At 73.3% G+C, this 20,048-nt stretch carries 17 protein-coding genes; 11 read left to right on the forward strand and 6 right to left on the reverse strand.

The genetic code is table 11. The annotated features are described in order from the left end of the window. Nucleotides 1-91: 91 nt before the first annotated feature. The 5 genes from ACRAKH_RS04550 to ACRAKH_RS04570 all read left to right on the forward strand — a co-directional run bounded on the left by ACRAKH_RS04550 (nucleotide 92) and on the right by ACRAKH_RS04570 (nucleotide 6,233). Nucleotides 92-1,444, forward strand: coding sequence for an MFS transporter (locus tag ACRAKH_RS04550; RefSeq protein ID WP_380726730.1), 1,353 nt, complete (start codon nucleotides 92-94; stop codon nucleotides 1,442-1,444). Nucleotides 1,445-1,574: 130 nt separating this feature from the next. Continuing rightward, nucleotides 1,575-4,142: a nitrite reductase large subunit NirB gene (gene nirB, locus ACRAKH_RS04555; protein ID WP_380726728.1), complete on the forward strand. Its 2,568-nt coding sequence runs from the start codon at nucleotides 1,575-1,577 to the stop codon at nucleotides 4,140-4,142. Beyond that, nucleotides 4,139-4,459 carry a nitrite reductase small subunit NirD gene (gene nirD, locus ACRAKH_RS04560; protein ID WP_380726726.1) on the forward strand — a complete coding sequence of 107 codons (321 nt, stop codon included), beginning with the start codon at nucleotides 4,139-4,141 and terminating at the stop codon, nucleotides 4,457-4,459. The genes nirB and nirD overlap by 4 nt, the downstream gene beginning before the upstream one ends. Next, nucleotides 4,456-5,571: a uroporphyrinogen-III synthase gene (locus ACRAKH_RS04565; protein WP_447009645.1), complete on the forward strand. Its 1,116-nt coding sequence runs from the start codon at nucleotides 4,456-4,458 to the stop codon at nucleotides 5,569-5,571. Before nirD ends, ACRAKH_RS04565 begins: the two co-directional genes overlap by 4 nt. Continuing rightward, nucleotides 5,568-6,233 carry a sirohydrochlorin chelatase gene (locus ACRAKH_RS04570; RefSeq protein WP_447009646.1) on the forward strand — a complete coding sequence of 222 codons (666 nt, stop codon included), beginning with the start codon at nucleotides 5,568-5,570 and terminating at the stop codon, nucleotides 6,231-6,233. Before ACRAKH_RS04565 ends, ACRAKH_RS04570 begins: the two co-directional genes overlap by 4 nt. Here ACRAKH_RS04570 and ACRAKH_RS04575 read toward each other — a convergent pair. Genes ACRAKH_RS04575 through ACRAKH_RS04585 form a run of 3 tightly spaced genes read right to left on the reverse strand, consistent with a single transcriptional unit; the run spans nucleotide 6,230 to nucleotide 7,391 of the window. After that, nucleotides 6,230-6,499 (reverse strand): hypothetical protein, encoded by a 270-nt coding sequence (locus tag ACRAKH_RS04575; RefSeq protein ID WP_380729939.1) that lies wholly within the window; start codon nucleotides 6,497-6,499, stop codon nucleotides 6,230-6,232. The genes ACRAKH_RS04570 and ACRAKH_RS04575 overlap by 4 nt on opposite strands. Next, nucleotides 6,496-7,059, reverse strand: a complete 564-nt coding sequence (locus ACRAKH_RS04580) for a hypothetical protein (protein WP_380729937.1) — start codon at nucleotides 7,057-7,059, stop codon at nucleotides 6,496-6,498. Before ACRAKH_RS04580 ends, ACRAKH_RS04575 begins: the two co-directional genes overlap by 4 nt. Then, entirely contained in the window at nucleotides 7,056-7,391 is a 336-nt protein-coding gene (locus ACRAKH_RS04585) for a PadR family transcriptional regulator (protein WP_380729935.1), read from the reverse strand. Before ACRAKH_RS04585 ends, ACRAKH_RS04580 begins: the two co-directional genes overlap by 4 nt. A gap of 129 nt (nucleotides 7,392-7,520) precedes the next feature. Here ACRAKH_RS04585 and ACRAKH_RS04590 point away from each other — a divergent pair, with 129 nt between their 5' ends. Then, nucleotides 7,521-8,480 carry a pirin family protein gene (locus tag ACRAKH_RS04590; RefSeq protein WP_380729932.1) on the forward strand — a complete coding sequence of 320 codons (960 nt, stop codon included), beginning with the start codon at nucleotides 7,521-7,523 and terminating at the stop codon, nucleotides 8,478-8,480. Next, nucleotides 8,477-8,866, forward strand: coding sequence for a tetratricopeptide repeat protein (locus ACRAKH_RS04595; RefSeq protein WP_380729931.1), 390 nt, complete (start codon nucleotides 8,477-8,479; stop codon nucleotides 8,864-8,866). The genes ACRAKH_RS04590 and ACRAKH_RS04595 overlap by 4 nt, the downstream gene beginning before the upstream one ends. Here the strand turns inward: ACRAKH_RS04595 and ACRAKH_RS04600 are convergent. After that, nucleotides 8,829-9,155 (reverse strand): MGMT family protein, encoded by a 327-nt coding sequence (locus ACRAKH_RS04600; protein ID WP_380729929.1) that lies wholly within the window; start codon nucleotides 9,153-9,155, stop codon nucleotides 8,829-8,831. The two genes, ACRAKH_RS04595 and ACRAKH_RS04600, sit on opposite strands and share 38 nt — an antisense overlap. Before the next feature lie 375 nt (nucleotides 9,156-9,530). Between ACRAKH_RS04600 and ACRAKH_RS04605 the strand changes: the two genes are divergently transcribed. Together ACRAKH_RS04605 and ACRAKH_RS04610 are read left to right on the forward strand one after the other, a co-directional pair. Continuing rightward, nucleotides 9,531-12,686: an ATP-dependent helicase gene (locus ACRAKH_RS04605; protein ID WP_447009950.1), complete on the forward strand. Its 3,156-nt coding sequence runs from the start codon at nucleotides 9,531-9,533 to the stop codon at nucleotides 12,684-12,686. 70 nt (nucleotides 12,687-12,756) lie between these two features. Continuing rightward, entirely contained in the window at nucleotides 12,757-16,350 is a 3,594-nt protein-coding gene (locus ACRAKH_RS04610; RefSeq protein WP_447009647.1) for an ATP-dependent helicase, read from the forward strand. Nucleotides 16,351-16,498: 148 nt separating this feature from the next. On the opposite strand, the gene ACRAKH_RS04615 is transcribed toward ACRAKH_RS04610, so the two are convergent. Continuing rightward, a complete protein-coding gene (locus ACRAKH_RS04615; RefSeq protein WP_380728172.1) occupies nucleotides 16,499-17,035 on the reverse strand; it encodes a hypothetical protein in 537 nt (178 codons plus the stop codon). A 79-nt stretch (nucleotides 17,036-17,114) separates the two neighbouring features. Further along, on the reverse strand, nucleotides 17,115-17,495 hold the full coding sequence (locus ACRAKH_RS04620; RefSeq protein ID WP_380728170.1) for a DoxX family protein: 381 nt from the start codon (nucleotides 17,493-17,495) through the stop codon (nucleotides 17,115-17,117). Nucleotides 17,496-17,554: 59 nt separating this feature from the next. Here ACRAKH_RS04620 and ACRAKH_RS04625 point away from each other — a divergent pair, with 59 nt between their 5' ends. Both ACRAKH_RS04625 and ACRAKH_RS04630 read left to right on the forward strand, forming a co-directional pair. Further along, nucleotides 17,555-18,967 carry a M20/M25/M40 family metallo-hydrolase gene (locus ACRAKH_RS04625; protein WP_380728168.1) on the forward strand — a complete coding sequence of 471 codons (1,413 nt, stop codon included), beginning with the start codon at nucleotides 17,555-17,557 and terminating at the stop codon, nucleotides 18,965-18,967. Continuing rightward, the gene (locus ACRAKH_RS04630; protein WP_380728166.1) at nucleotides 18,964-20,031 is read left to right on the forward strand and encodes a potassium channel family protein; all 1,068 of its coding nucleotides are present in this window, start codon (nucleotides 18,964-18,966) and stop codon (nucleotides 20,029-20,031) included. Before ACRAKH_RS04625 ends, ACRAKH_RS04630 begins: the two co-directional genes overlap by 4 nt. Nucleotides 20,032-20,048: the final 17 nt, after the last annotated feature.

The raw sequence follows: 20,048 nt of genomic DNA on the forward strand, positions 1-20,048 counted from the left end.
GAGTTGCCGCCGACGACACCTGTCCGAACGTCGGGGTAACGGACCGTTCTTACGGTTCCCACAACGGGAAATCGGTGTCCGGGAGGGTCCAATGAGCACGGTGGTGGAGACCGAGGGCGTTGCGCCGCAGGCGAAGCGCGGTGGTCGGTGGATCGAGCACTGGGAGCCGGAAGACCCCTCTTTCTGGGAGGCGACCGGCAAGAAGGTAGCCCGCAAGAACCTGATCTTCTCCATCCTCGCGGAGAACCTGGGCTTCACGGTGTGGAGCCTGATGAGCATCGTGGTCGTGAGCCTGGGCCAGGTCGGCTTCAGCTTCACCGTCGGCCAGACGTTCTGGCTGCTGATCGTGCCGAACCTGGTCGGCGCGGTGCTGCGCATCCCCTACACGTTCGCGGTGCCGAAGTTCGGCGGGCGGGCGTGGACCACGATCAGCGCCGGCCTCCTGCTGATCCCCACGACGATGCTGGCGATCGCGGTGACGAACCCCGGCACGCCGTACTGGTTCTTCCTGCTCACGTCGGCCGCGATGGGCTTCGGCGGCGGCAACTTCTCGTCGTCCATGGCGAACATCTCGTTCTTCTACCCGGAGGGCAAGAAGGGCCTGGCGCTCGGCCTCAACGCGGCGGGCGGCAACCTCGGCGTGGCGATGGTGCAGCTGGTCGTGCCGATCATCATCTCGCTCGGCACGGGCATCAACCTGGCCTACGCGGCGCTGTTCTGGATGCCGTTCATCATCGTCGCCTCGGCGTGCGCGTGGTTCCTCATGGACAGCCTCACCCAGGCCAAGCCGGACGGCTCGTCGTACAAGAAGGCGATGTCGAACAAGCACACGTGGGTGATGTCGTTCCTGTACATCGGCACGTTCGGCTCGTTCATCGGCTTCTCGTTCGCGTTCCCGTCGCTGATCAAGCTGAGCTTCGTGGACTACAAGAGCTTCGTCGGCCTGGCCTTCCTCGGCGCCCTCATCGGCTCGGTGAGCAGGCCGTTCGGCGGGTGGCTCGCCGACCGGTTCGGCGGCGCGCGGATGACCATGGCGGTGTTCCTCGGCCTGGCCGTGGGCACGGTGGCCCTGCTGGTCAGCATCGAGATCCGCAGCTTCGCGCTGTTCTTCGGGGCGTTCATCGCCCTGTTCGTGCTGGCCGGCGTGGGCAACGGCTCGACCTACCGGATGATCCCGGCGATCTTCGCCGCGCAGACCCAGGACGTCCGGTCGGCCAAGCGGCAGGCCGCCGCGGTGGTCGGCATCGCGGGCGCGGTCGGCGCGTTCGGCGGCGTGCTGGTCAACCTGGTCTTCAAGTTCTCGCTGGAGGGCAGCAAGACGCTGGCGCCCGCGCTGACGGCGTTCCTGGTGTTCTACGGCGTCTGCATGGCCACGACCTGGTGGTTCTACATGCGGCGGCGCGTGTTCGCGCGCCGGCCGAGCCTGGCCTACGCCGGCGTGTGACGCGCGTGTGACGCACACAACGCTCTGAACAGCGGCGTGAGTCTGCTTTAACGCCTGCGCAACATTCGCGACCTTGGCACGACACGGTGCCCGGTGAGCATTGACCCGGGCAGAAGGAGGGATGGGGACCATGACGCGAACGCTTGTGGTGGTCGGTCACGGCATGGTCGGACACCGGCTCGTGGAGGCGCTCCGCGAGAAGGACGCCACCGACCAGTGGCGGATCGTGGTGTTCGCCGAGGAGGGCCGCCCCGCCTACGACCGCGTCGCGCTGTCGTCCTATGTGGACAGCTGGGACGCGGGCTCGCTGAGCCTCGCGCCGCACGACGACGAGCGCGTGGAACTGCACCTGAACGAGCAGGTCGTGCACATCGACCGGGACAGCCGCGTGGTGCGCACCACCACCGGCCGGGCCCAGTCGTACGACGCCCTGGTGCTGGCCACCGGCTCGGTGCCGTTCGTGCCGCCCGTGCCGGGCCGCGACCTGCCGGGCTGCCACGTCTACCGGACCATCGAGGACCTCGACGGCATCCGCGCCACCGTGGAGTCCGCGCACGGCGGCGGCGGTCGCCGGGCCGGCATGGTGCTCGGCGGCGGCCTGCTCGGGCTGGAGGCCGCGAACGCGCTGCGCGGCATGGGCATCTCGCCGCACGTCGTCGAGCTGGGGCCGCGCCTGATGCCGCTCCAGGTGGACGAGGGCGGCGCCGGCCTGCTCAAGCGGCTGGTGGAGAAGCTGGACCTGACCGTGCACACCGGCACGTCGGCGTCGGTGATCGAGCGGGACGGCGACCGGCTCATCGCCAAGCTCTCCAACGGCGTCGAGCTCGACCTCGACGTGGTCGTGTTCTCCGCGGGCATCCGGCCGCGCGACGAGCTGGCCCGGTCGTTCGGCCTCACCGTCGGCGAGCGCGGCGGCATCGTCGTGGACGAGGCGTGCCGCACGTCCGATGAGCACATCTACGCCATCGGCGAGTGCGCGAACCTCGACGGCATGGTGTACGGCCTGGTCGCGCCCGGCTACTCGATGGCCGAGGTCGTCGCGGACCGGCTGCTCGGCGGCAGCGCCGTGTTCCCCGGCGCTGACATGTCCACCAAGCTCAAGCTCCTCGGCGTGGACGTGGCGTCGTTCGGCGACGCGCACGCCAAGGAGGAGGGCGCGCTGGAGGTCGTCGTCAACGACGCCGTGGCCGGCACGTACGCCAAGGTCGTGGTGTCCGACGACGCGAAGACGCTGCTCGGCGGCATCCTGGTCGGCGACGCGTCCAAGTACCCCGTGCTGCGGCCGCTCGTCGGCCGTCCCGTGCCGGGAGACCCTGTGGCGCTGATCGGCCCGGCGGGCGGCGTCGAGCTGTCGCTGCCGCACGACGCGCAGGTGTGCTCCTGCCACGCGGTCACCAAGCAGCAGATCGTCGACGTGGTGAACTCCGGCGAGGCCGTGGACGTGCCCGGCATCAAGGCGTGCACCAAGGCGGGCACGGGCTGCGGCTCGTGCGTGCCGATGCTGAAGAAGCTGCTCTCCGAGTGCGGCGTCGAGCAGTCCCGCGCGCTGTGCGAGCACTTCGACCACTCGCGCGCCGACCTGTTCGAGATCGTCCGCTCCACCGGCATCACCACGTTCTCCGAGCTGATCACCCGGCACGGCCGCGGCCTCGGCTGCGACATCTGCAAGCCCGCCGTCGCCTCGATCCTGGCGTCGCTGGAGAACGGGCACGTGCTGGAGGGCGAGCAGGCGACGCTCCAGGACACCAACGACCGCTTCCTGGCCAACATGCAGCGCAACGGCACCTACTCGGTCGTGCCGCGCATCCCCGGCGGCGAGATCACGCCGGAGAAGCTCATCGTCATCGGCGAGGTCGCCCGCGACTTCGGCCTCTACACCAAGATCACCGGCGGTCAGCGGATCGACCTGTTCGGCGCGACCGTGGACCAGCTGCCGCAGATCTGGTCGCGGCTGGTCGACGCGGGCTTCGAGTCCGGCCACGCCTACGGCAAGGCGCTGCGGACGGTGAAGTCGTGCGTCGGCACCACGTGGTGCCGGTTCGGCGTGCAGGACTCGGTGTCGCTGGCCATCGAGCTGGAGCTGCGCTACCGCGGCCTCCGGTCGCCGCACAAGCTGAAGTCCGCCGTGTCCGGCTGCGCCCGCGAGTGCGCCGAGGCGCGGGGCAAGGACTTCGGCATCATCGCGACCGAGAACGGCTGGAACCTGTACGTCGGCGGCAACGGCGGCTTCACCCCGCGCCACGCCGACCTCATCGCGTCCGACGTGGACACCGAGACCCTGATCAAGCTGATCGACCGGTTCCTGATGTTCTACATCCGCACCGCGGACCGGTTGCAGCGCACCTCGACGTGGATCGAGTCGCTGGAAGGCGGGCTGGACCACCTGCGCGACGTCATCGTCAACGACAGCCTCGGCATCTGCGCCGACCTGGAGGCGGCGATGGCCAAGCACGTGGACAACTACGCCGACGAGTGGCGGGGCGTGCTGGAGGACCCGGAGAAGCTGGCGCGGTTCACCTCGTTCGTGAACGCGCCCGGCACGCCCGACCCGACGATCTCCTTCCGCGAGGAACGCGGTCAGAAGGTGCCCGTCCTGCTCGGCGTCCCGTCCCCGGGCGCGGGCGGCCAGGCGTTCCGCGGCACCGGCGACCAGGCAACCCTGAGCACGGCGAACGACGAGGCGGAGGTTTCCCGATGACACCCGTGTGCGAGTTGAGCGCCCTCCGGCCCGACCACGGGGTGGCCGCCCTGCTGCCCGACGGCTCCCAGGTGGCGGTGTTCCTCACCTCCGCCGGGACGGTGCACGCGCTGGGCAACATCGACCCGTTCAGCGGCGCGGCGGTGATGTCGCGCGGCATCATCGGCGACCGGGGCGGCGTGCCGGTGGTCGTGTCGCCCGTCTACAAGCAGGCGTTCGAGCTGACGACCGGCAAGTGCCTGGACGACCCCTCGACCGGGGTGCCCGTGCACCCGGTGGTCGTGACCGACGGCGTGATCCAGGTCGGGTCGCCGTGACCGCCGCCCCGCTGGCCGGGTACACGGTCGGGGTGACCGCCGCCCGGCGGGCCGACGAGCTCTCGGCTTTGCTGGAACGCAAGGGCGCGACCGTGCTGCAGGGTCCCGCCATCCGGATCGTGCCGCTGCCCGACGACGCGGAGCTGCTGGCCGCGACGCGGGCCGTGGTGGAGGAACCGGTGGACGTCGCCGTGGCGACCACCGGCATCGGCTTCCGCGGCTGGGTGGAAGCGGCCGAGGGCTGGGGGCTGGGCGCGCGGCTGCTGTCGCGGCTGTCCGGGGCCCGGGTGCTGGCGCGGGGGCCGAAGGCGCGGGGCGCGGTGCGGGCCGCGGGCCTGGTGGAGGCGTGGTCGCCCGAGGGGGAGAGCAACGCGGAGCTGCTGGACCACCTGTTGAGGTCCGGCGTGGCCGGTCTGCGCGTCGCCGTGCAGCTGCACGGCGAGCCGCTGCCGGACTTCACGTCCGCGTTGCGGGCGGCGGGTGCCACCGTCGTCGAGGTGCCCGTCTACCGCTGGACCGGTCCGTCCGACCCCGCGCCGCTGGAACGGTTGCTGGAGGCCGTGCTGGCGGGGCAGGTCGACGCGCTGACGTTCACCAGCGCGCCGGCCGCGTCCTCCGTGCTGCGGGTCGCCGACGCGATGGGCAGGCTGCCGGACCTGGTGTCGCTGCTGCGGGACGAGGTGCTGGTGGTGGGCGTCGGCTCGATCACCGCCGGGCCGCTGGTGGACGCCGGCATCCCGGTGGTGCAGCCCGCCCGCGCCCGGATCGGCGCGCTGGCCCGTGAGCTGACGCTGGAGCTGCCCGCTCGCGCGACCCGGCTCCGGATCGCCGCCCGTGACGTCGAGCTGCGCGGCCAGGCCGTCGTGGTGGACGGCGAGCTGCGGCCCGTGCCGCCCGCCCCGATGGCCGTGCTGCGGGTCCTGGCCGCCGCGCGCGGCCGGGTGGTGTCCCGCCGTGAGCTGCTGGCGGCGCTGCCCAGCGGCGGCGAGGAGCACGCCGTGGAGACCGCGATCGGCCGCCTGCGCTCGGCGCTGGGCGAGCCCCGCATGGTCGCCACGGTCGTGAAGCGCGGTTACCGACTGGCCATGGACCCCGCGGGAGTGGCGGTATGACCCTGGTTCTCGTCGCGCACGGCACCCGCGACCCCGCCGGCGCGGTCGTCGTGGAGCAGATCGCCGCCCTGGTCCGCGCCCGGTTGGGCGGTGTGCCGGTGCGCGTCGCCTACGCCGACGTGCGGCAGCCGGACGTGACCTCGGTGCTGTCCGGGCTGACCGGCCCGGCCGTGGTCGTGCCCGCGTTCCTGGCCGCCGGGTACCACGTCCGGGTGGACATCCCGGCGCAGGTCGCGGCCTCGGGGCACCCGGACGCGGTCGTCACCGACCCGATCGGCCCGGCGCTGCTGCCCGCGCTGCTGGCCCGCCTGTCCGAGGCGGGTTGGCGTCAGGGCGACTCCGTCGTGCTGGCCGCCGCCGGGTCGTCCGACCCGCGCGCGCTGGCCGACGTCCGGGCGGTCGCCGCGGCGCTGTCGCGGCGCGTCGGCCCGGTGGCCATCGGGTACGCCGCCACCGCCACGCCGCACGTCTCGGACGTGGTGGCCGCCGCGCCGGGCCGCGTCGCCGTCGCCTCCTGGCTGCTGGCGCCCGGCCTGTTCCACCGGGCCGTGGTCGACTCGGGCGCGGACGTGGTCGCCGCGCCCATCGGCGCGCACCTGCGCGTGGTGGAAGCGGTGCTGCTGCGGTACTACGAGGCGCGCTGCTTCCAGGACGTCGCCTAGCGCTTCTTCTTCCCGTTCCGCACACCTTTCGCGGGCAGCGGGTCGAGCGTGAGTTCGCCGCCGGTGATGGTCGACATCACACTGGGCACCCCCTCCGGAGTGCTCTTGTCGAGCGCTCGACGGCCGAGGTCCTGGATCACCCGGAGTCGATATATGTAGACCAGTGCGCCGAGCATGCCGAGGAAGGCCACGACCGGCCACGGGGCGACACCGGTCACGCCACTACCCAGGATCGCCGCCGAGGCCGCAATCGCCGCCCGCTTCATCGGCTCGCCCTTCGCTGTAGGGTTTCGCGCACCCTGGCCAGTGCTGTCAGGGTCAGAGCCGTGGCGCACAGGAGCAGGTTCACGGCGACCATCACTCCCGCGACCACGAGCACCGGTCCGAGGCCGATCAAGAGCCAGCCGACCGGGTACGCCACCAGGCCGAGCAGCGTCGCGTAGATGACCCAGTTCTTGGCGGTCGAGATCTTGCCGCTGTCGCGGCCGGACACCAGGTACCCGCTGCCGCCGAGGAAGGTCGGCGACACGGCGGCAGCGGACACGGCGATCGTCACGACGGCGGAGGTCAGCGCGGCCTTGCCCAACGTCCGGGGCCACGTCGACTCGCACAACGCCGGGATGCCGCGGTGCTGGTCGAGCGCGAACAGCAGGGCGCGAGCCGTTCGTCGCCACCCGCGGTCACCGTCCGGGGCGAGGATGGCCGACAGTTCGCCGTGCCACTCCCGCAACCACTCGTCCCGGGAGTCGACCGGGAGCCGACGCCAGGCCAGTCCGAGCAGGAACGTCGCGATCCGCCGCACGGCGCGGTCCCGGCGGGCGGTCATCCCAACCCCGTCGCGGGCGACGGGCCGAAGTCCGGCCACGCCATCCCCGCCGGACGGCGGTCGGTCCCGTGCTCGGCCAGTGCGACGCGGGCCTGCCGGACGCCCTCGCCGGTCAGCTTGTAGTACCGCCTCGGCGGACGGCCGCCCGGCGTCGGGGACGCGGACTCCCACTCGGCGACCACGATGCCATCGTCCAGGAGCCGCTTCAGCATCGGGTAGAGCGTGCCGCTCTTCACGTCCGCGGCCTTCATCAGCTCATAGCCGTACTGCGGCTTCGCCGGGTCGCAGAGGAAGGCCTTGAGCACCCTGCTCAGCGTGTCGGTCACCTGCACGGAAACGAGTCTACACATGTAGCGCGACATATGTAGACCTCTCGTGACCGCAGGAATAGTTGATGCTTCAACTAGGTTGACGCGGGTGAGACCGCCGAACCCGGGCGGTCACCGCCCGAGGAGGCAGCCATGCCCGCCGTCACCGCCGACACCCTGACCCTCCCGCGCCTCCCCGAGCTGCCCGAGCACGCCACCGCGTGGCGTCCCGTGCGGCGGGTCGTGCCGGCGCGCCGGTTCGTCGAGGGTGAGGGCTTCCAGGTCCGCCGCCCGTTCCCGGGCGTCGACCTCGCCCTCGCCGACCCGTTCCTCCTCCTCGACCACATGGGCGCCGTCGAGTACGGCCCCGGCGAGGCGAAGGGCGCGCCGTGGCACCCGCACCGCGGCTTCGAGACCGTCACCTACATGATCGACGGCGCGTTCGAGCACAAGGACTCGACCGGCGGCGGCGGGCTGATCACCAACGGCGGCACGCAGTGGATGACCGCGGGCTCCGGGGTGCTGCACTCCGAGCTGCCGCCGCAGGAACTCGTGTCCCGGGGCGGGCTGTTCCACGGTGTCCAGCTCTGGGTGAACCTGCCCAAGGCCGCCAAGTGGACGCCGCCCCGCTACCAGGACATCAAGGCGCACGACACGACGTTGCTGTCCAGCGACGACGGCGGGGCGCTCGTCCGCGTCATCGCGGGCGACGTCGCGGGCCACCGCGGCCCCGGCCTCACCCACACCCCGATCACCTACCTGCACGCCACGCTCAGCCCGCACGCCCGGCTGGCGCTGCCCTGGCCGGAGGAGTTCACCGCGATGGTCTACGTGCTGTCCGGCCGCGGCACGGTCGGCGTCGAGCGACGTCCCCTCGAGGAAGGCCACCTGGCCGTCCTCGACCGGGGCGCGGCGCTCACCGTGCGGGCCGAGACGACCTGGGACGTGCTCGTCCTCGGCGGGCTGCCGCTGAACGAGCCCGTCGCGCGCTACGGGCCGTTCGTGATGAACACCCGGGCCGAGATCCTGCAAGCCATCGAGGACTTCCAAGCCGGGCGACTCGGCGGGACGCCCGTCCCGCACGTCACCTCGGCGGACGAGGAGCTGTCATGACCGACGTCCTGGACCTGCTGCGCAAGGGCCGCGAGTTCCGCGAGGCGGGCGACCCCAGCACGGCCGCCCGCTACCTCGCCGAGGCGGCCGAGCACGCGCCGCGCGACCGCACCGTGCTGACCGAGCTGGCGTTGGCGCACTTCCAGTCCGCCGCGCTGGGCAAGGCGGAACGGGTCCTCGTCGACCTGGTCGAGCTGGACCCGTCCGACGGTTACCCGCGCCTGCTCCTCGGCCGCACGCTCAGCCGCCAGAGCCGGCACGCGGAGGCGTTGCCGCACCTCAAGCTCGCCGCCGCGCTGACCCGCGACCCGGACGTGGAAGGCGAACTGGCCCGCGTGCAGGCGCGGGTCACCACAGGGCGGGCGGCTCCTCCGCCTTCTGCTTGACGGCGTCCTCCCAGCGGTACTTGCGCAGGTCGACCTTGCCGTCGTCGGCCACCACACCCTCTTCACGCAGCCGTTGCAGCTGCTCGTCGGCGATGTGGGGCGCGCAAGTGCCGTTGGCGCGCAACACCCGGTGCCACGGCAGGTCGAGGCCGTCCTGGTTGAGCACCATCCCGACCAACCGGGGGGACGGCGCGCGGGCGATGTCGGCGACGTCCCCGTAAGTGGCAACCCGCCCGCGCGGAATCCTCCGCACGACCGCGCGCACCATCTCATGCAGCTCTTCGTCCACCCCGACAGCTTCGCATGTGAGATCAGCTCGCCTTGATCCCACACGACCGGACCACCACCGCGAGGCCGCGTCGGTAGTTCGCACCTGATCCGCCGGCGATCACGCTTTTCGATCGCCGGCGGATCAGGTGCGAGCTGCCGACTTCATGGCGGCCGAGCCGCCGTCTGCGGAGCAGCGGCCATGTGCACGGCCGCGTCGGTAGTTCGCGGCCCATCCCGCGGCGATCACGCTTTTCGATCGTCGCGGGATCGGTCGCGAACTGCCGACTTCATGGCGGCCGAGCCGCCGTCTGCGGAGCAGCGGCCACAAACACAGCCGAGCCGCCGCCTGCGGAGCAGCGGCAATCCAACACTGTGGTTCCATGCTCTCGTGGCAGTGAACAGGGCGCCGTTGTTGGTGCGCCGGGTGCGGCAGGAGGAGCCCCGGCGGCACTGGGACGCGCCCGCTCGCGCCGTGTTCGAGCACGCCGGCGGGCCGCTGCGGGTGCTCGGGGGCCCCGGCACGGGCAAGACCACGTTGCTGGCCGAGGTGGTCGCGCGGCGGGTCCGGGACGGCGTCCACCCGGAGAACGTGCTGGTGATCACGCCGAACCGGCGGGCCGCGGCGGAGATGCGGGCGCACATCACCCGCCTGCTCACGGGCGCCCGGTCCGACGGCGTGCTGCCGACCACGCAGGAACCGCTGGTCCGGACCGTCCACTCGTACGCGTTCGCGGTGCTGCGGGCGCAGGCGGTGCTGAAGGGCGAGCCCGCGCCGCGCCTGCTGTCCGGTCCCGAGCAGGACGCCGTGGTGCGCGAACTGCTCGCCGGTGACGTCAGCACGGGCGCGCCGAAGTGGCCGGAACGGCTGCGGCCCGCGTTGACGCTGCCGGGGTTCGCGCACGAGCTGCGCGACCTGATGCTCCGCGCCACCGAGCGGGGCCTCGCGCCGGAGGACCTGACCGAGCTGGGGCGGCAGCAGTCCCGAGAGGAGTGGGTCGCGGCCGGCCTGTTCGCCACCCAGTACGAGCAGGTCAACCTCCTGGCCAGCAGCGGGCAGGGGCACGCGCCGTCGTTCGACGCGGCGGAGCTGGTCGGCAGCGCGCTGCTGGCGTTCCAGACCGAGCCGGACGTCCTGGCGGGCGAACGGCGGCGGGTGCGGCACCTGCTGGTCGACGACGCGCAGCACCTCGACCCGCTGCAGTTCGAGTTCCTGCGCGAGCTGGGCCGGGCCGCGCACGAGTTCATCCTGTCGGGTGACCCCGACCAGGCCGTCTTCTCGTTCCGGGGCGCGGACCCGACGTTGCTGGCCGAGGCGGACGGGCCGGCGGTGGTGCTGACCACCGGTCACCGCATGACGCCGGAGATCCGGGCCGCGGTGGGACGGCTCGCGGGCCGCCTGCCGGGCGCGTCGCCGACCCGCTCGGTGTCGCCGGCGGACGGCGAGGGCGCCGTGCAGGTGCGGTTGTTCGCGTCGGCCGCGCAGGAGGCGAGCTGGGTGGCCGACCAGCTGCGCCGGGCGCACCTGATCGACGAGGTGCCGTGGTCGCGGATGGCCGTGGTGGCGCGGTCGGCGACGCGGTCGTTGCCGGTGCTGCAGCGGGCGCTGCTCGCGGCGGGCGTGCCGGTCGCGGTGCCGCGCGACGAGCTGCCGCTGGCCCGGCAACCGGCCGTGCTGCCGTTCCTGGCGCTGCTGCGCTGCGCGGCCGTGCCGGGGAGCATGGACGAGGACACCGCGGCGATGCTGCTGTCGTCACCGCTGGGCGGCGCGGACCCGTTGGCGCTGCGGCGGTTGCGGCGCGGCCTGCGCCGGCTGGAGCTGGCCGCGGGCCGGGACCGGCCGAGCGGCGAGCTGCTGGTCGAGGTGATCGAGTCGGACGACCGGCTGGCCGCGCTGGAGGACGCCGAGGCGCTGCCCGCGCGCCGGGTCGCCGGGCTGCTCCGCAAGGCGCGCAAGGGGATCGCGGACGGGCTGACCGTCGAGCAGGTGCTGTGGGAGCTGTGGCAGGCCACCGGTCTGGAGCAGCGGTGGGTGGCGCAGTCCGCGCGGCACGGCACCGTCGGCATGCAGGCCGACCGCGACCTCGACGCGATCGTCGCGCTGTTCGAGGCGGCGGCGAAGTACGTGGACCGGCTGCCCGGCTCGGGCGCCGAGGCCTTCGCGGACTACCTGGCCGCGCAGGAGATCGTGGGCGACACGCTGGCCGCCGCCGCGCCCACGGGCGAGGCGGTGTCGGTGCTGACCGCGCACGCCGCCGCCGGTCGCGAGTGGACGGTCGTGGCCGTGCCGGGCGTGCAGGAGGGCAGCTGGCCCGACCTGCGGTTGCGCGGGTCGCTGCTCGGCGTCGAGCGGATGGTCGACCTGGTGGCGGGCGTGTCGGCGGAGACGGTGTCCGCGGTCGCGCCGATCCTCGCCGAGGAACGCCGGCTGCTGCTCGTCGCGGCGAGCCGGGCCCGGCGGACGTTGCTGGTCAGCGCGGTGCGCGGCGAGGACGAGCAGCCGTCGCGGTTCCTGGACGAGATCGAGGAGCTGTCCACCGACGAGCCGGAGCGGCCGACGTTCACGCCGCAGCGCGGCCTGGTGCTGGCGGAGCTGGTCGGCGAGCTGCGGCGGGTCGTGTGCTCGGACGACGAGCCGGCGGAACGGCGGGAGCGCGCGGCCGTCCAGTTGGCCCGGTTGGCGGCGGAGGGCGTGCCGGGCGCGCACCCCGATTCGTGGTACGGCTTGGCGGACGTCACCACGGACAGTCCACTGTGGACCGAGGAGCACACGGTGAGCGTGTCGCCGTCCACGGTGGAGACGTTGGCGAAGTGCCCGCTGCGGTGGGTGGTCGAGCGGCACGGCGGGCAGGACCCGGCGGAGCTGGCGTCCATCACCGGCACCCTCGTGCACGCCCTCGCGCAGGCCGCCGCGACCGGCGCGGACGAGAAGGAGCTGCGCGCCAAGCTGGACGAGGCCTGGGCGGCGGTGGACGCGGGCGCGCCCTGGTTCTCGCGGCGCGAGCGCATCCGGGTGGAACGGATGCTCGACACGTTCCTGGCGTGGCTGGCCTCCAGCCGCGCCCAGCTCACCCAGGTCGCGATCGAGGAGGAGATCTCGGTCGAGGTGCCCCGGCAGGACGGCGGGCCGAAGCTGCGGGTGCGCGGCCGGGTCGACCGGCTGGAGACCGACCGGGAGGGGCGGCCGGTCGTCGTCGACGTCAAGACCGGCAAGAACCCCGTCACCAAGGAAGAGGCGCGGCAGCACCCGCAGCTCGCCGTCTACCAGCTGGCGTCGGCGCTCGGCGGGTTCACGCACCTCGGGCTCGGCACCGACCCCGGCGGCGCGCGCCTGCTCTACGTCGCCAAGGAGAACAAGAAGACCGGCGCCACCGAGCTGGAACAGGCGCCGCTGGACGAGCAGGGCGTGCGGGTGTGGCTGGAGGCCGTGCAGCTGGCCGCCGGGTCCAGCGTCGGGCCGCGGTACCGGGCGGCGGAGAACGCGGACTGTGATCGCTGCCCGGCCCGCACCACGTGCCCGGTGCACTCGTCGGGTCGGCAGGTGAGCCAGTAGTGGACTTCTGACCAGCGATTATCGCGTTGGCCTGCGGGTCGCCGAAGGATGCGCGGCCCGACAACGGAGAATGCGGGACGTGGTCGTGCCGAGCGGGGTCGAACGGGTGGCGGGTGAGCCGGTGGCGCTCGCCAGCCCGTTCGAGGTCGCCGAGGCCCTCGGCCTGCCGAAGCCCACCCCCGAGCAGGCCGCCGTCGTCGCCGCGCCCACCGCGCCCGCGCTCGTCGTGGCCGGCGCCGGAGCCGGCAAGACCGAGACCATGGCCGCCCGCGTCGTCTACCTGGTGGCGAACGGCTTCGTCACGCCCGACCGCGTCCTCGGCCTGACGTTCACCCGCAAGGCCGCGCGGCAGCTGTCCGACCGGGTGCGGCTGCGGTTGCGGCGGCTCGGCGGGTCGTCGCTGCTCGACCGGCTCGACCCGAGCGGCGAACGGCGTGCCGCCGTGCTGACCACCGAACCGGTGATCCTCACCTACCACGCGTACGCGGGCAGGCTCGTCGGCGAACACGGCCTGCGGCTGCCCGTGGAGCCCGGCGTGCGGCTGCTGACCGAGACCGCGGCCTGGCAGCTCGCCCACCGGGTCGTGTCGACGTGGGCCGAGGACATCGACACCGACAAGGTGCCCGCCACCGTCACCGGCTACCTGCTCGCGCTGGCCGGCGAGCTGGGGGAGCACCTGGTGGAGCCCACCTCGCTGCGCAAGCACGCCGAGTGGCTGTGCACGACCGTCGAGAACGCGCCCAGGACCGCCCGGCAGCGCGACGGCCTGCCCGAGTCGCTGAAGGCCGTCGTCAACGCCCAACGCCTCCGCGTCAACCTGCTGCCGCTGCTGGAGGCGTACCAGGCGCGCAAGCGGCGGGAAGCGGCGATGGACTTCGCCGACCAGATGTCCCTGGCCGCCCGGCTGGCGTCCGAGCACCCGGAGGTCGTGCGCGGCGAGCGTGAGCGGTACGGGGCCGTGCTGCTGGACGAGTACCAGGACACCGGCCACGCCCAGCGCGTGCTGCTGCGGTCGCTGTTCGGGCGCGGCGAGCCGATGCCGGTCACGTCGGTCGGCGACCCGGCGCAGGCCATCTACGGCTGGCGCGGCGCGTCCGCGGCGAACCTGCCCCGGTTCGTGCACGACTTCCCGCCGGCGAAGAAGTACGGCCTGCTCACCAGCTTCCGCAACCCGCCCGAGGTGCTGGCGCTGGCCAACGCCGTGTCCGCGCCGCTGCGCGCGATGGGCCTGGACGTCGACGAGCTGCGCGCCCGTGACGGCGCGGGCCCCGGTGACGTGCGGGTGGCGTTGTTCGAGGACATCCGGCGGGAACTGGACTGGGTGGCCGACACCGTCGCCGCGCAGTGGGAAGCCCACCTGGACACCAGCGACGAGCCGCCGACCGCCGCGGTGCTCGTGCGCCGCCGGTCCGACATGGCGAACATCGCGGCGGCGCTGCGGGAACGCGGTCTGCCCGTGGAGGTCGTCGGCCTCGGCGGGCTCCTCGACGAGCCGGAGGTGCGGGACCTCACCAGCGCGTTGCGCGTCCTCGTCGACCCCCTGGCGGGCACGGCCGCCGCCCGCCTCCTCACCGGCTCCCGCTGGCGCGTCGCCGCCTACGACCTGGCGGCGCTGTGGACGCGGGCCCGCGACCTCGCCGGCGCGCCCACCCGGCAGGCCGTGGCGGACGACCCGCTCGCCGTCCTCGCCGACGCCCTGCCCGGCGAGCACGCCGACCAGGCGGGGCTCGCCGACGCGCTGGACGACCCCGGCGACCCGACCGCGTACTCCGCCGAGGGCTACCGGCGCATCCGCAGGCTGGGCGCCGAGCTGGCCGCGTTGCGCCGCCGCCTCGACCAGCCGTTGCCCGAGCTGGTCGCCGACGTGGAACGCACCCTGCTGCTGGACATCGAGGCGATGTCCCGGCCCGGCGGCGTCGGCCGGGCGCACCTCGACGCGTTCGCCGACGTGGTCGCCGACTTCGCGGCGGCCAGCCCGTCCGCGACCCTGCCCGCGCTGCTCGACTACCTCTACACCGCCGAGCAGGCCGAGGACGGTCTCGAACCCGGCGAGGTCGAGGTCGCCGAGAACCGGGTGCAGGTGCTGACCATGCACTCGGCGAAAGGGCTGGAGTGGCACATCGTCGCCGTGCCGCACGTGGTGAAGGACGTGTTCCCGGGGCGCAAGAAGTCGTCCAGCTGGCTGCGGGCGGTGGCCGAGCTGCCCGCCGACCTGCGCGGTGACGCCGAGGACCTGCCCCAGCTGCGCATCGCGCCCGGCGCCAACCGCAAGGAGGTGGAGGAGGCGCTCGTCAAGCACGAGGAGGACTTCGACGCCCGGCGGTTGGTGGAGGAGCGCCGGCTGCTGTACGTCGCCCTGACCCGGTCCGAGCACAGCCTGCTGGTGTCCGGGCACTGGTGGGGTGAGACGGGCGACAAGCCCAAGGGGCCGTCGGCGTTCCTGACGGAGATCCGCGAGTCCGTGCTGGCCGCCGACCACCCGCCGGCCGACATCGCGAACTGGGCGCCGAGGCCCGCCGACGACGAGCCGAACCCCCTCGCGTCGCAGACGAAGACCGCCCAGTGGCCCGCCGACCCGCTCGGCAAGCGCCGTGAGGCGGTGAAGGAGGGGGCGGAGCTGGTGCTGGCCGCGCTGGACCGCCACCTGTCCCGGCTGCCCCGACCGGCCGACGCGGACGCCGACGCCGACGCCGACGCCGACCTGCCGCCCGAGCCGCCGGACGACGACGTGCCGCCGGAGGACGTGCGTCCGGACGCCTTCCCGGAGGACTTGCCGCCCGACGACCTGCCGCCGGAGGACTTGCTCCCCGAGGACCTGCCGCCGGAAGACCTGCCGCCCGCCGACCTGCCGCCGGAAGACCTGCCGCCTGCGGACCTGCCGGAAGACCTGTTCCCCGAGGACGTGCCGCCGGAGCCGGACGACTATCCCGAGGCCGAGGCCGGTGCCGGAGACCTCCCCGAAGCGCCGCCGGCCGACGACTCGGAGGACGACCCCGAGGGCTGGTCGCGGGACGTCGACGTGCTGCTGGCCGAACGCGCCGCCGCGGCCGACCGCCGGGAACGGGTCGTCCTGCCCGACCACCTCTCGGTCAGCCAACTGGTCGAGCTGGCCGCCGACCCGGACCTCCTGGCCCGACGTCTGCGCCGCCCCCTGCCGTTCCCACCGAACCCGCTGGCCCGCCGCGGCACGGCGTTCCACACCTGGCTGGAACAGCGGTTCGGCGCGAGCCGCCTCTTCGACCTGGACGAACTCCCCGGCGCGGCCGACGAGGGAGCGGCGCCCGACGCCGACCTCACCCGCCTCCAGGAGGCGTTCCTGGCGAGCAAGTGGGCCGACCGGGTGCCGCACGACGTCGAGGTGCCGTTCGAGACGGAGATCGACGGCCTGTCGGTGCGGGGCCGGATGGACGCCGTGTTCGCCGACGACGACGGCGGCTGGACGGTGGTCGACTGGAAGACCGGCGCCGTGCCGGACGACGACCGCCTGCCCGCGCTGTCCGTGCAGCTCGCGGCGTACCGGCTGGCGTGGGCGGCGCTGACCGGCTCACCGGTCGAGAAGGTGCGGGCCGCGTTCCACTACGTCCGCCAGGACCGCACCCTCCGCCCCGCGGACCTGTTGGACGCGGACGGCCTGCGCGAGCTGATCCGCTCGATCCCGCAGTGACCCACCCGACTCGGTGACCGCCGCGACTCGGTGACCGCCGCGACCCGTTCCGGCGACCCGGCGACCCGACGCGACTCAGTGACCGGCGCGACCACCGGCGACCCGGCGCGACCCCCTGATCCCGGATCCGCTGATCCCGTGATCCGGCCTAGGTCGTGACGCGGGCGTGCGCGGGGACTTCCTTCAGCACCCGGTCGTACAGCACCTCGAGCAGCCACCGCCCGAACAGCGACGGGCCGAACTCGGTCGACCGGTCCTCCGGCGGCACCATCAGCTCGGCCGCGCCCGACGAGTCGACCGCCACCACGCCGATGCCGTAGTAGTCCAGCTCGATCAGAGGCCACGACTGCGCGCCCTGCGGCGCGGGCAGCACCACGGAGCACGGCGCGAGGGTCATCAACGTCCCGCACGACTGCAACGCGCGGTCCACCGTGGATTCACCCACCAGGACGCCGACCAGCTCCACCGCGGGCACGGGCAGCTGGTCGTGCGCGGCCGGCTCGAACCACGAGCGGAACCAGGACGGGTCCGCCTGGGGCGGCCAGCCGTTCGCGCTGCGCCACTCGTGCACGTCGGCACGAACCCGCACGACAGCCGACACCTGGTGACCCAGCACGGCGACGTCGGGGACGACGATGCCGCGCCAACCCAGCGCCGACGCGGCATGGTGGAGGAGCGGTTGCACTCGGGCATCCTAGGACTGGTTGCGGTTTCAATGACAGCCCCTCGGGCGCGCTGGGTGTCGAACCCAGTGCCGAGAGTGATCAGCGGGTTGAGCGTCCCACACGCAAGGCCCACAGGATCAGCGGGACCTGGAGCGGCAGCCGCCCGAACGCGATCACCCTCGCCTTGGGCGACTTCGCACGGTAGTCGTAGGCCATCTTGACGTTGGCCGGGAACACCGCCGCGAAGAACCCGGCGGCGAGCTTCCCGCCCAGGCCTCGGGTCCGCGGCACGGCGACCGCCGCGGCCAGCGCCACCTCGACGGCTCCGGACACGTAAGTCCAGGTCCGGGGCTTGCCCGGCAGCGCACGCGGCACGATCGCGTCGTACGGCTTCGGCTTGGCGAAGTGCGTGACGCCGGCCGCGCCCAGCAGCCCGGCCAGCGCGAGCGCCGACCAGGAGCGGGAACGAGTGGGTTCCATGCGGCTCACCCTGTCATGCCGGCCACCGCCGGGCGCTGCCAGGGTTATCCTCCCGCACCGTGAGCGGTGATCCCGAAAATCCCGAACATCCCGAGCGGGCGGCGGTGGCGGCGTTCGCCGACGACTTCCTGGTCGGCCTGCGCGAGTGGCTGGCCATCCCGTCCATCGGGGCAGACCCCGCGCACCACGGCGACGTGCGCGCGTCCGCCCGCTGGCTCGCCGAGGCGCTGCGCCGCGACGGGTGGCCCGACGTCCGGGTCTGGGACGAGGGACCGGCCCTGCCCGCCGTCTACGCCTCCTGGCCCGCCGCCGACCCCGACGCGCCGACCGTGCTCGTCTACGGGCACCACGACGTGCAGCCGGTCGACCCGGTCGAGCAGTGGCAGCACCCGCCGTTCGAGGCGACGCTCGTCGGCGAGGAGCTGTTCGCGCGCGGCGCCAGCGACGACAAGGGGCAGGTCGCGATGCACCTGCTCGGCGTCAAGGCGCACCTGGCGGCGACCGGCGCGGCGCAGCCCGCGGTGACGCTCAAGCTGTTCGTCGAGGGCGAGGAGGAGTCGGGGTCGCCGCACCTCACCCGCCTGCTCGACGACCACCGCGACGACCTCGCGTGCGACCTGGTGGTGTTCACCGACACGCCGCTGTACGGGCGTGACGCGCCGACGGTGTGCACCGGCCAGCGCGGCGTGTACGGCGCGGAGGTCGTGTTCACCGGCGGCACGTCGGACGTGCACTCCGGCCGGGCCGGCGGCAGCGTCCCCAACCCGGCCACCGCCATCGCCCGGCTCGTCGCCGCGCTCCACGACGACGACGGGCGCGTGCGGTTGCGGGACTTCTACGCCGACGTCGTCGAGCCCACCGAGGCCGAGCGTGCCGACTACGCCGCGCTGCCGTTCGACGAGGCCGTGTGGCTCGCGAACGCGGGCGGCGCGCAGGGGTTGGCGGGCGAGCCCGGCTGGTCGACGTTGGAACGCGTGTGGGTGCGCCCCACCGCCGAGGTCAACGGCATCCACGGCGGGTACACCGGGCCCGGCCTGAAGACGATCGTGCCCGCGCAGGCGTCGGTGAAGCTGTCGTTCCGGCTCGTGCCCGACCAGCGGCCCGAACGGGTGGCCGACGCGTTGCGCGAGTTCGTCGCCAAGCACACGCCGGACGGCCTGCACGCCGAGGTGATCACGCGCGGTGACGGCGCGCCGCCCTATGCGGTGGACGTGTCCCACCCGGCCGTGGGTGCGGTGCGTGACGCCGTGCAGGCCGCGTTCGAACAGCCGGTCAGGTTCAGCCGGACGGGTGGCTCGGGGCCGGCCGCGCTGCTGCACGGCTGGCTCGGCGTGCCGGTGGTGTACCTGGGCGCGACGTTGCCGGATGATCGCATCCACGCGCCGAACGAGCGCGTCGTCGTGCCACTGCTGCTCTGCGGCGCCGAGGCCGCCGCCCGGCTGTGGCGACTACTGCCGGAGAGGTTGTCATGATCCGCCGATCTCATCCCGGGGCACCGCTGGCCGATCGGCCCGGACACTCGCTGGTCGGTGTGATCCGGATGCCGGACACCGTCCACAGCCCGGTGCGCGCGATCCTGAAACGGGTCATCGGCGCGCTTACCGCGCTGTTGTCGGCCGTGCTGATCGTCTACTTCGACCGCGACGGCTACCGTGACGTCAACGAGGACGGCCTGTCCTTCCTGGACGCGGTCTACTACGCCACGGTGTCGCTGTCGACCACCGGATACGGTGACATCACGCCGGTCAGTTCGTCGGCCCGGCTCGTGAACGTCCTCGTGATCACCCCCCTGCGGGTGCTGTTCCTGATCGTTCTGGTCGGTACGACCCTAGAAGTGCTCACCGAGCGTTCTCGGCAGGCGCTGCGCATCCAAAAGTGGAGGACCAAGGTGCGTGACCACGTGGTCGTCGTCGGGTACGGCACGAAGGGCAGGTCCGCCGTCAGCGCCCTCATGGGCGACGGCGTCGACCCCGGCTCGATCGTCGTCGTGGACACCACCCAGGAGTCGCTGGACGCCGCCTCGGCCATCGGCCTCGTGACCGTGCACGGCACCGGCACCAGCAACGACGTGCTGCGCGTCGCGGGCGTCCCGCGGGCACGCGCCGTGGTCGTCGCCGCGAACCGCGACGACACCGCGGTCCTGGTCACCCTCACCGCGCGCGAGCTGGCGCCCAAGGCGCAGATCGTCGCCTCGGTCCGCGAACGCGAGAACGAACACCTCCTCCGCCAGTCCGGCGCGGACTCGGTCGTGGTCTCCAGCGAGACCGCCGGCCGCCTCCTCGGAATGGCCACCGCCACCCCGTCCGTCGTCGACATGGTCGAGGACCTGCTCACCCCCGACGCGGGCCTGTCGATCGCCGAGCGCGACGTGGAGCCGTCCGAGATCGGCGGCTCACCCCGCCACCTGCCCGACATAGTGCTGGGCGTGGTGCGGGACGGCGTCCTCTACCGGGTGGACGCCCCGGAGGCCGACGCCGTGGAAGCGGGCGACCGCCTCCTCTACGTCAAGAAGGTCACCCCACCCAAAGAAGCCTGACGCCCCCTCTCCCCACT

Source organism: Saccharothrix hoggarensis, from assembly GCF_052936025.1.

Bases quoted from the DNA above. Each gene is read 5' to 3' on its own strand.
- ACRAKH_RS04550 (WP_380726730.1), top strand. From the start codon at position 92: ATGAGCACGGTGGTGGAGACCGAGGGCGTTGCGCCGCAGGCGAAGCGC.
- nirB (WP_380726728.1), top strand. From the start codon at position 1,575: ATGACGCGAACGCTTGTGGTGGTCGGTCACGGCATGGTCGGACACCGG.
- nirD (WP_380726726.1), top strand. From the start codon at position 4,139: ATGACACCCGTGTGCGAGTTGAGCGCCCTCCGGCCCGACCACGGGGTG.
- ACRAKH_RS04570 (WP_447009646.1), top strand. From the start codon at position 5,568: ATGACCCTGGTTCTCGTCGCGCACGGCACCCGCGACCCCGCCGGCGCG.
- ACRAKH_RS04575 (WP_380729939.1), bottom strand. From the start codon at position 6,499: ATGAAGCGGGCGGCGATTGCGGCCTCGGCGGCGATCCTGGGTAGTGGC.
- ACRAKH_RS04580 (WP_380729937.1), bottom strand. From the start codon at position 7,059: ATGACCGCCCGCCGGGACCGCGCCGTGCGGCGGATCGCGACGTTCCTG.
- ACRAKH_RS04590 (WP_380729932.1), top strand. From the start codon at position 7,521: ATGCCCGCCGTCACCGCCGACACCCTGACCCTCCCGCGCCTCCCCGAG.
- ACRAKH_RS04595 (WP_380729931.1), top strand. From the start codon at position 8,477: ATGACCGACGTCCTGGACCTGCTGCGCAAGGGCCGCGAGTTCCGCGAG.
- ACRAKH_RS04610 (WP_447009647.1), top strand. From the start codon at position 12,757: ATGCGGGACGTGGTCGTGCCGAGCGGGGTCGAACGGGTGGCGGGTGAG.
- ACRAKH_RS04620 (WP_380728170.1), bottom strand. From the start codon at position 17,495: ATGGAACCCACTCGTTCCCGCTCCTGGTCGGCGCTCGCGCTGGCCGGG.
- ACRAKH_RS04630 (WP_380728166.1), top strand. From the start codon at position 18,964: ATGATCCGCCGATCTCATCCCGGGGCACCGCTGGCCGATCGGCCCGGA.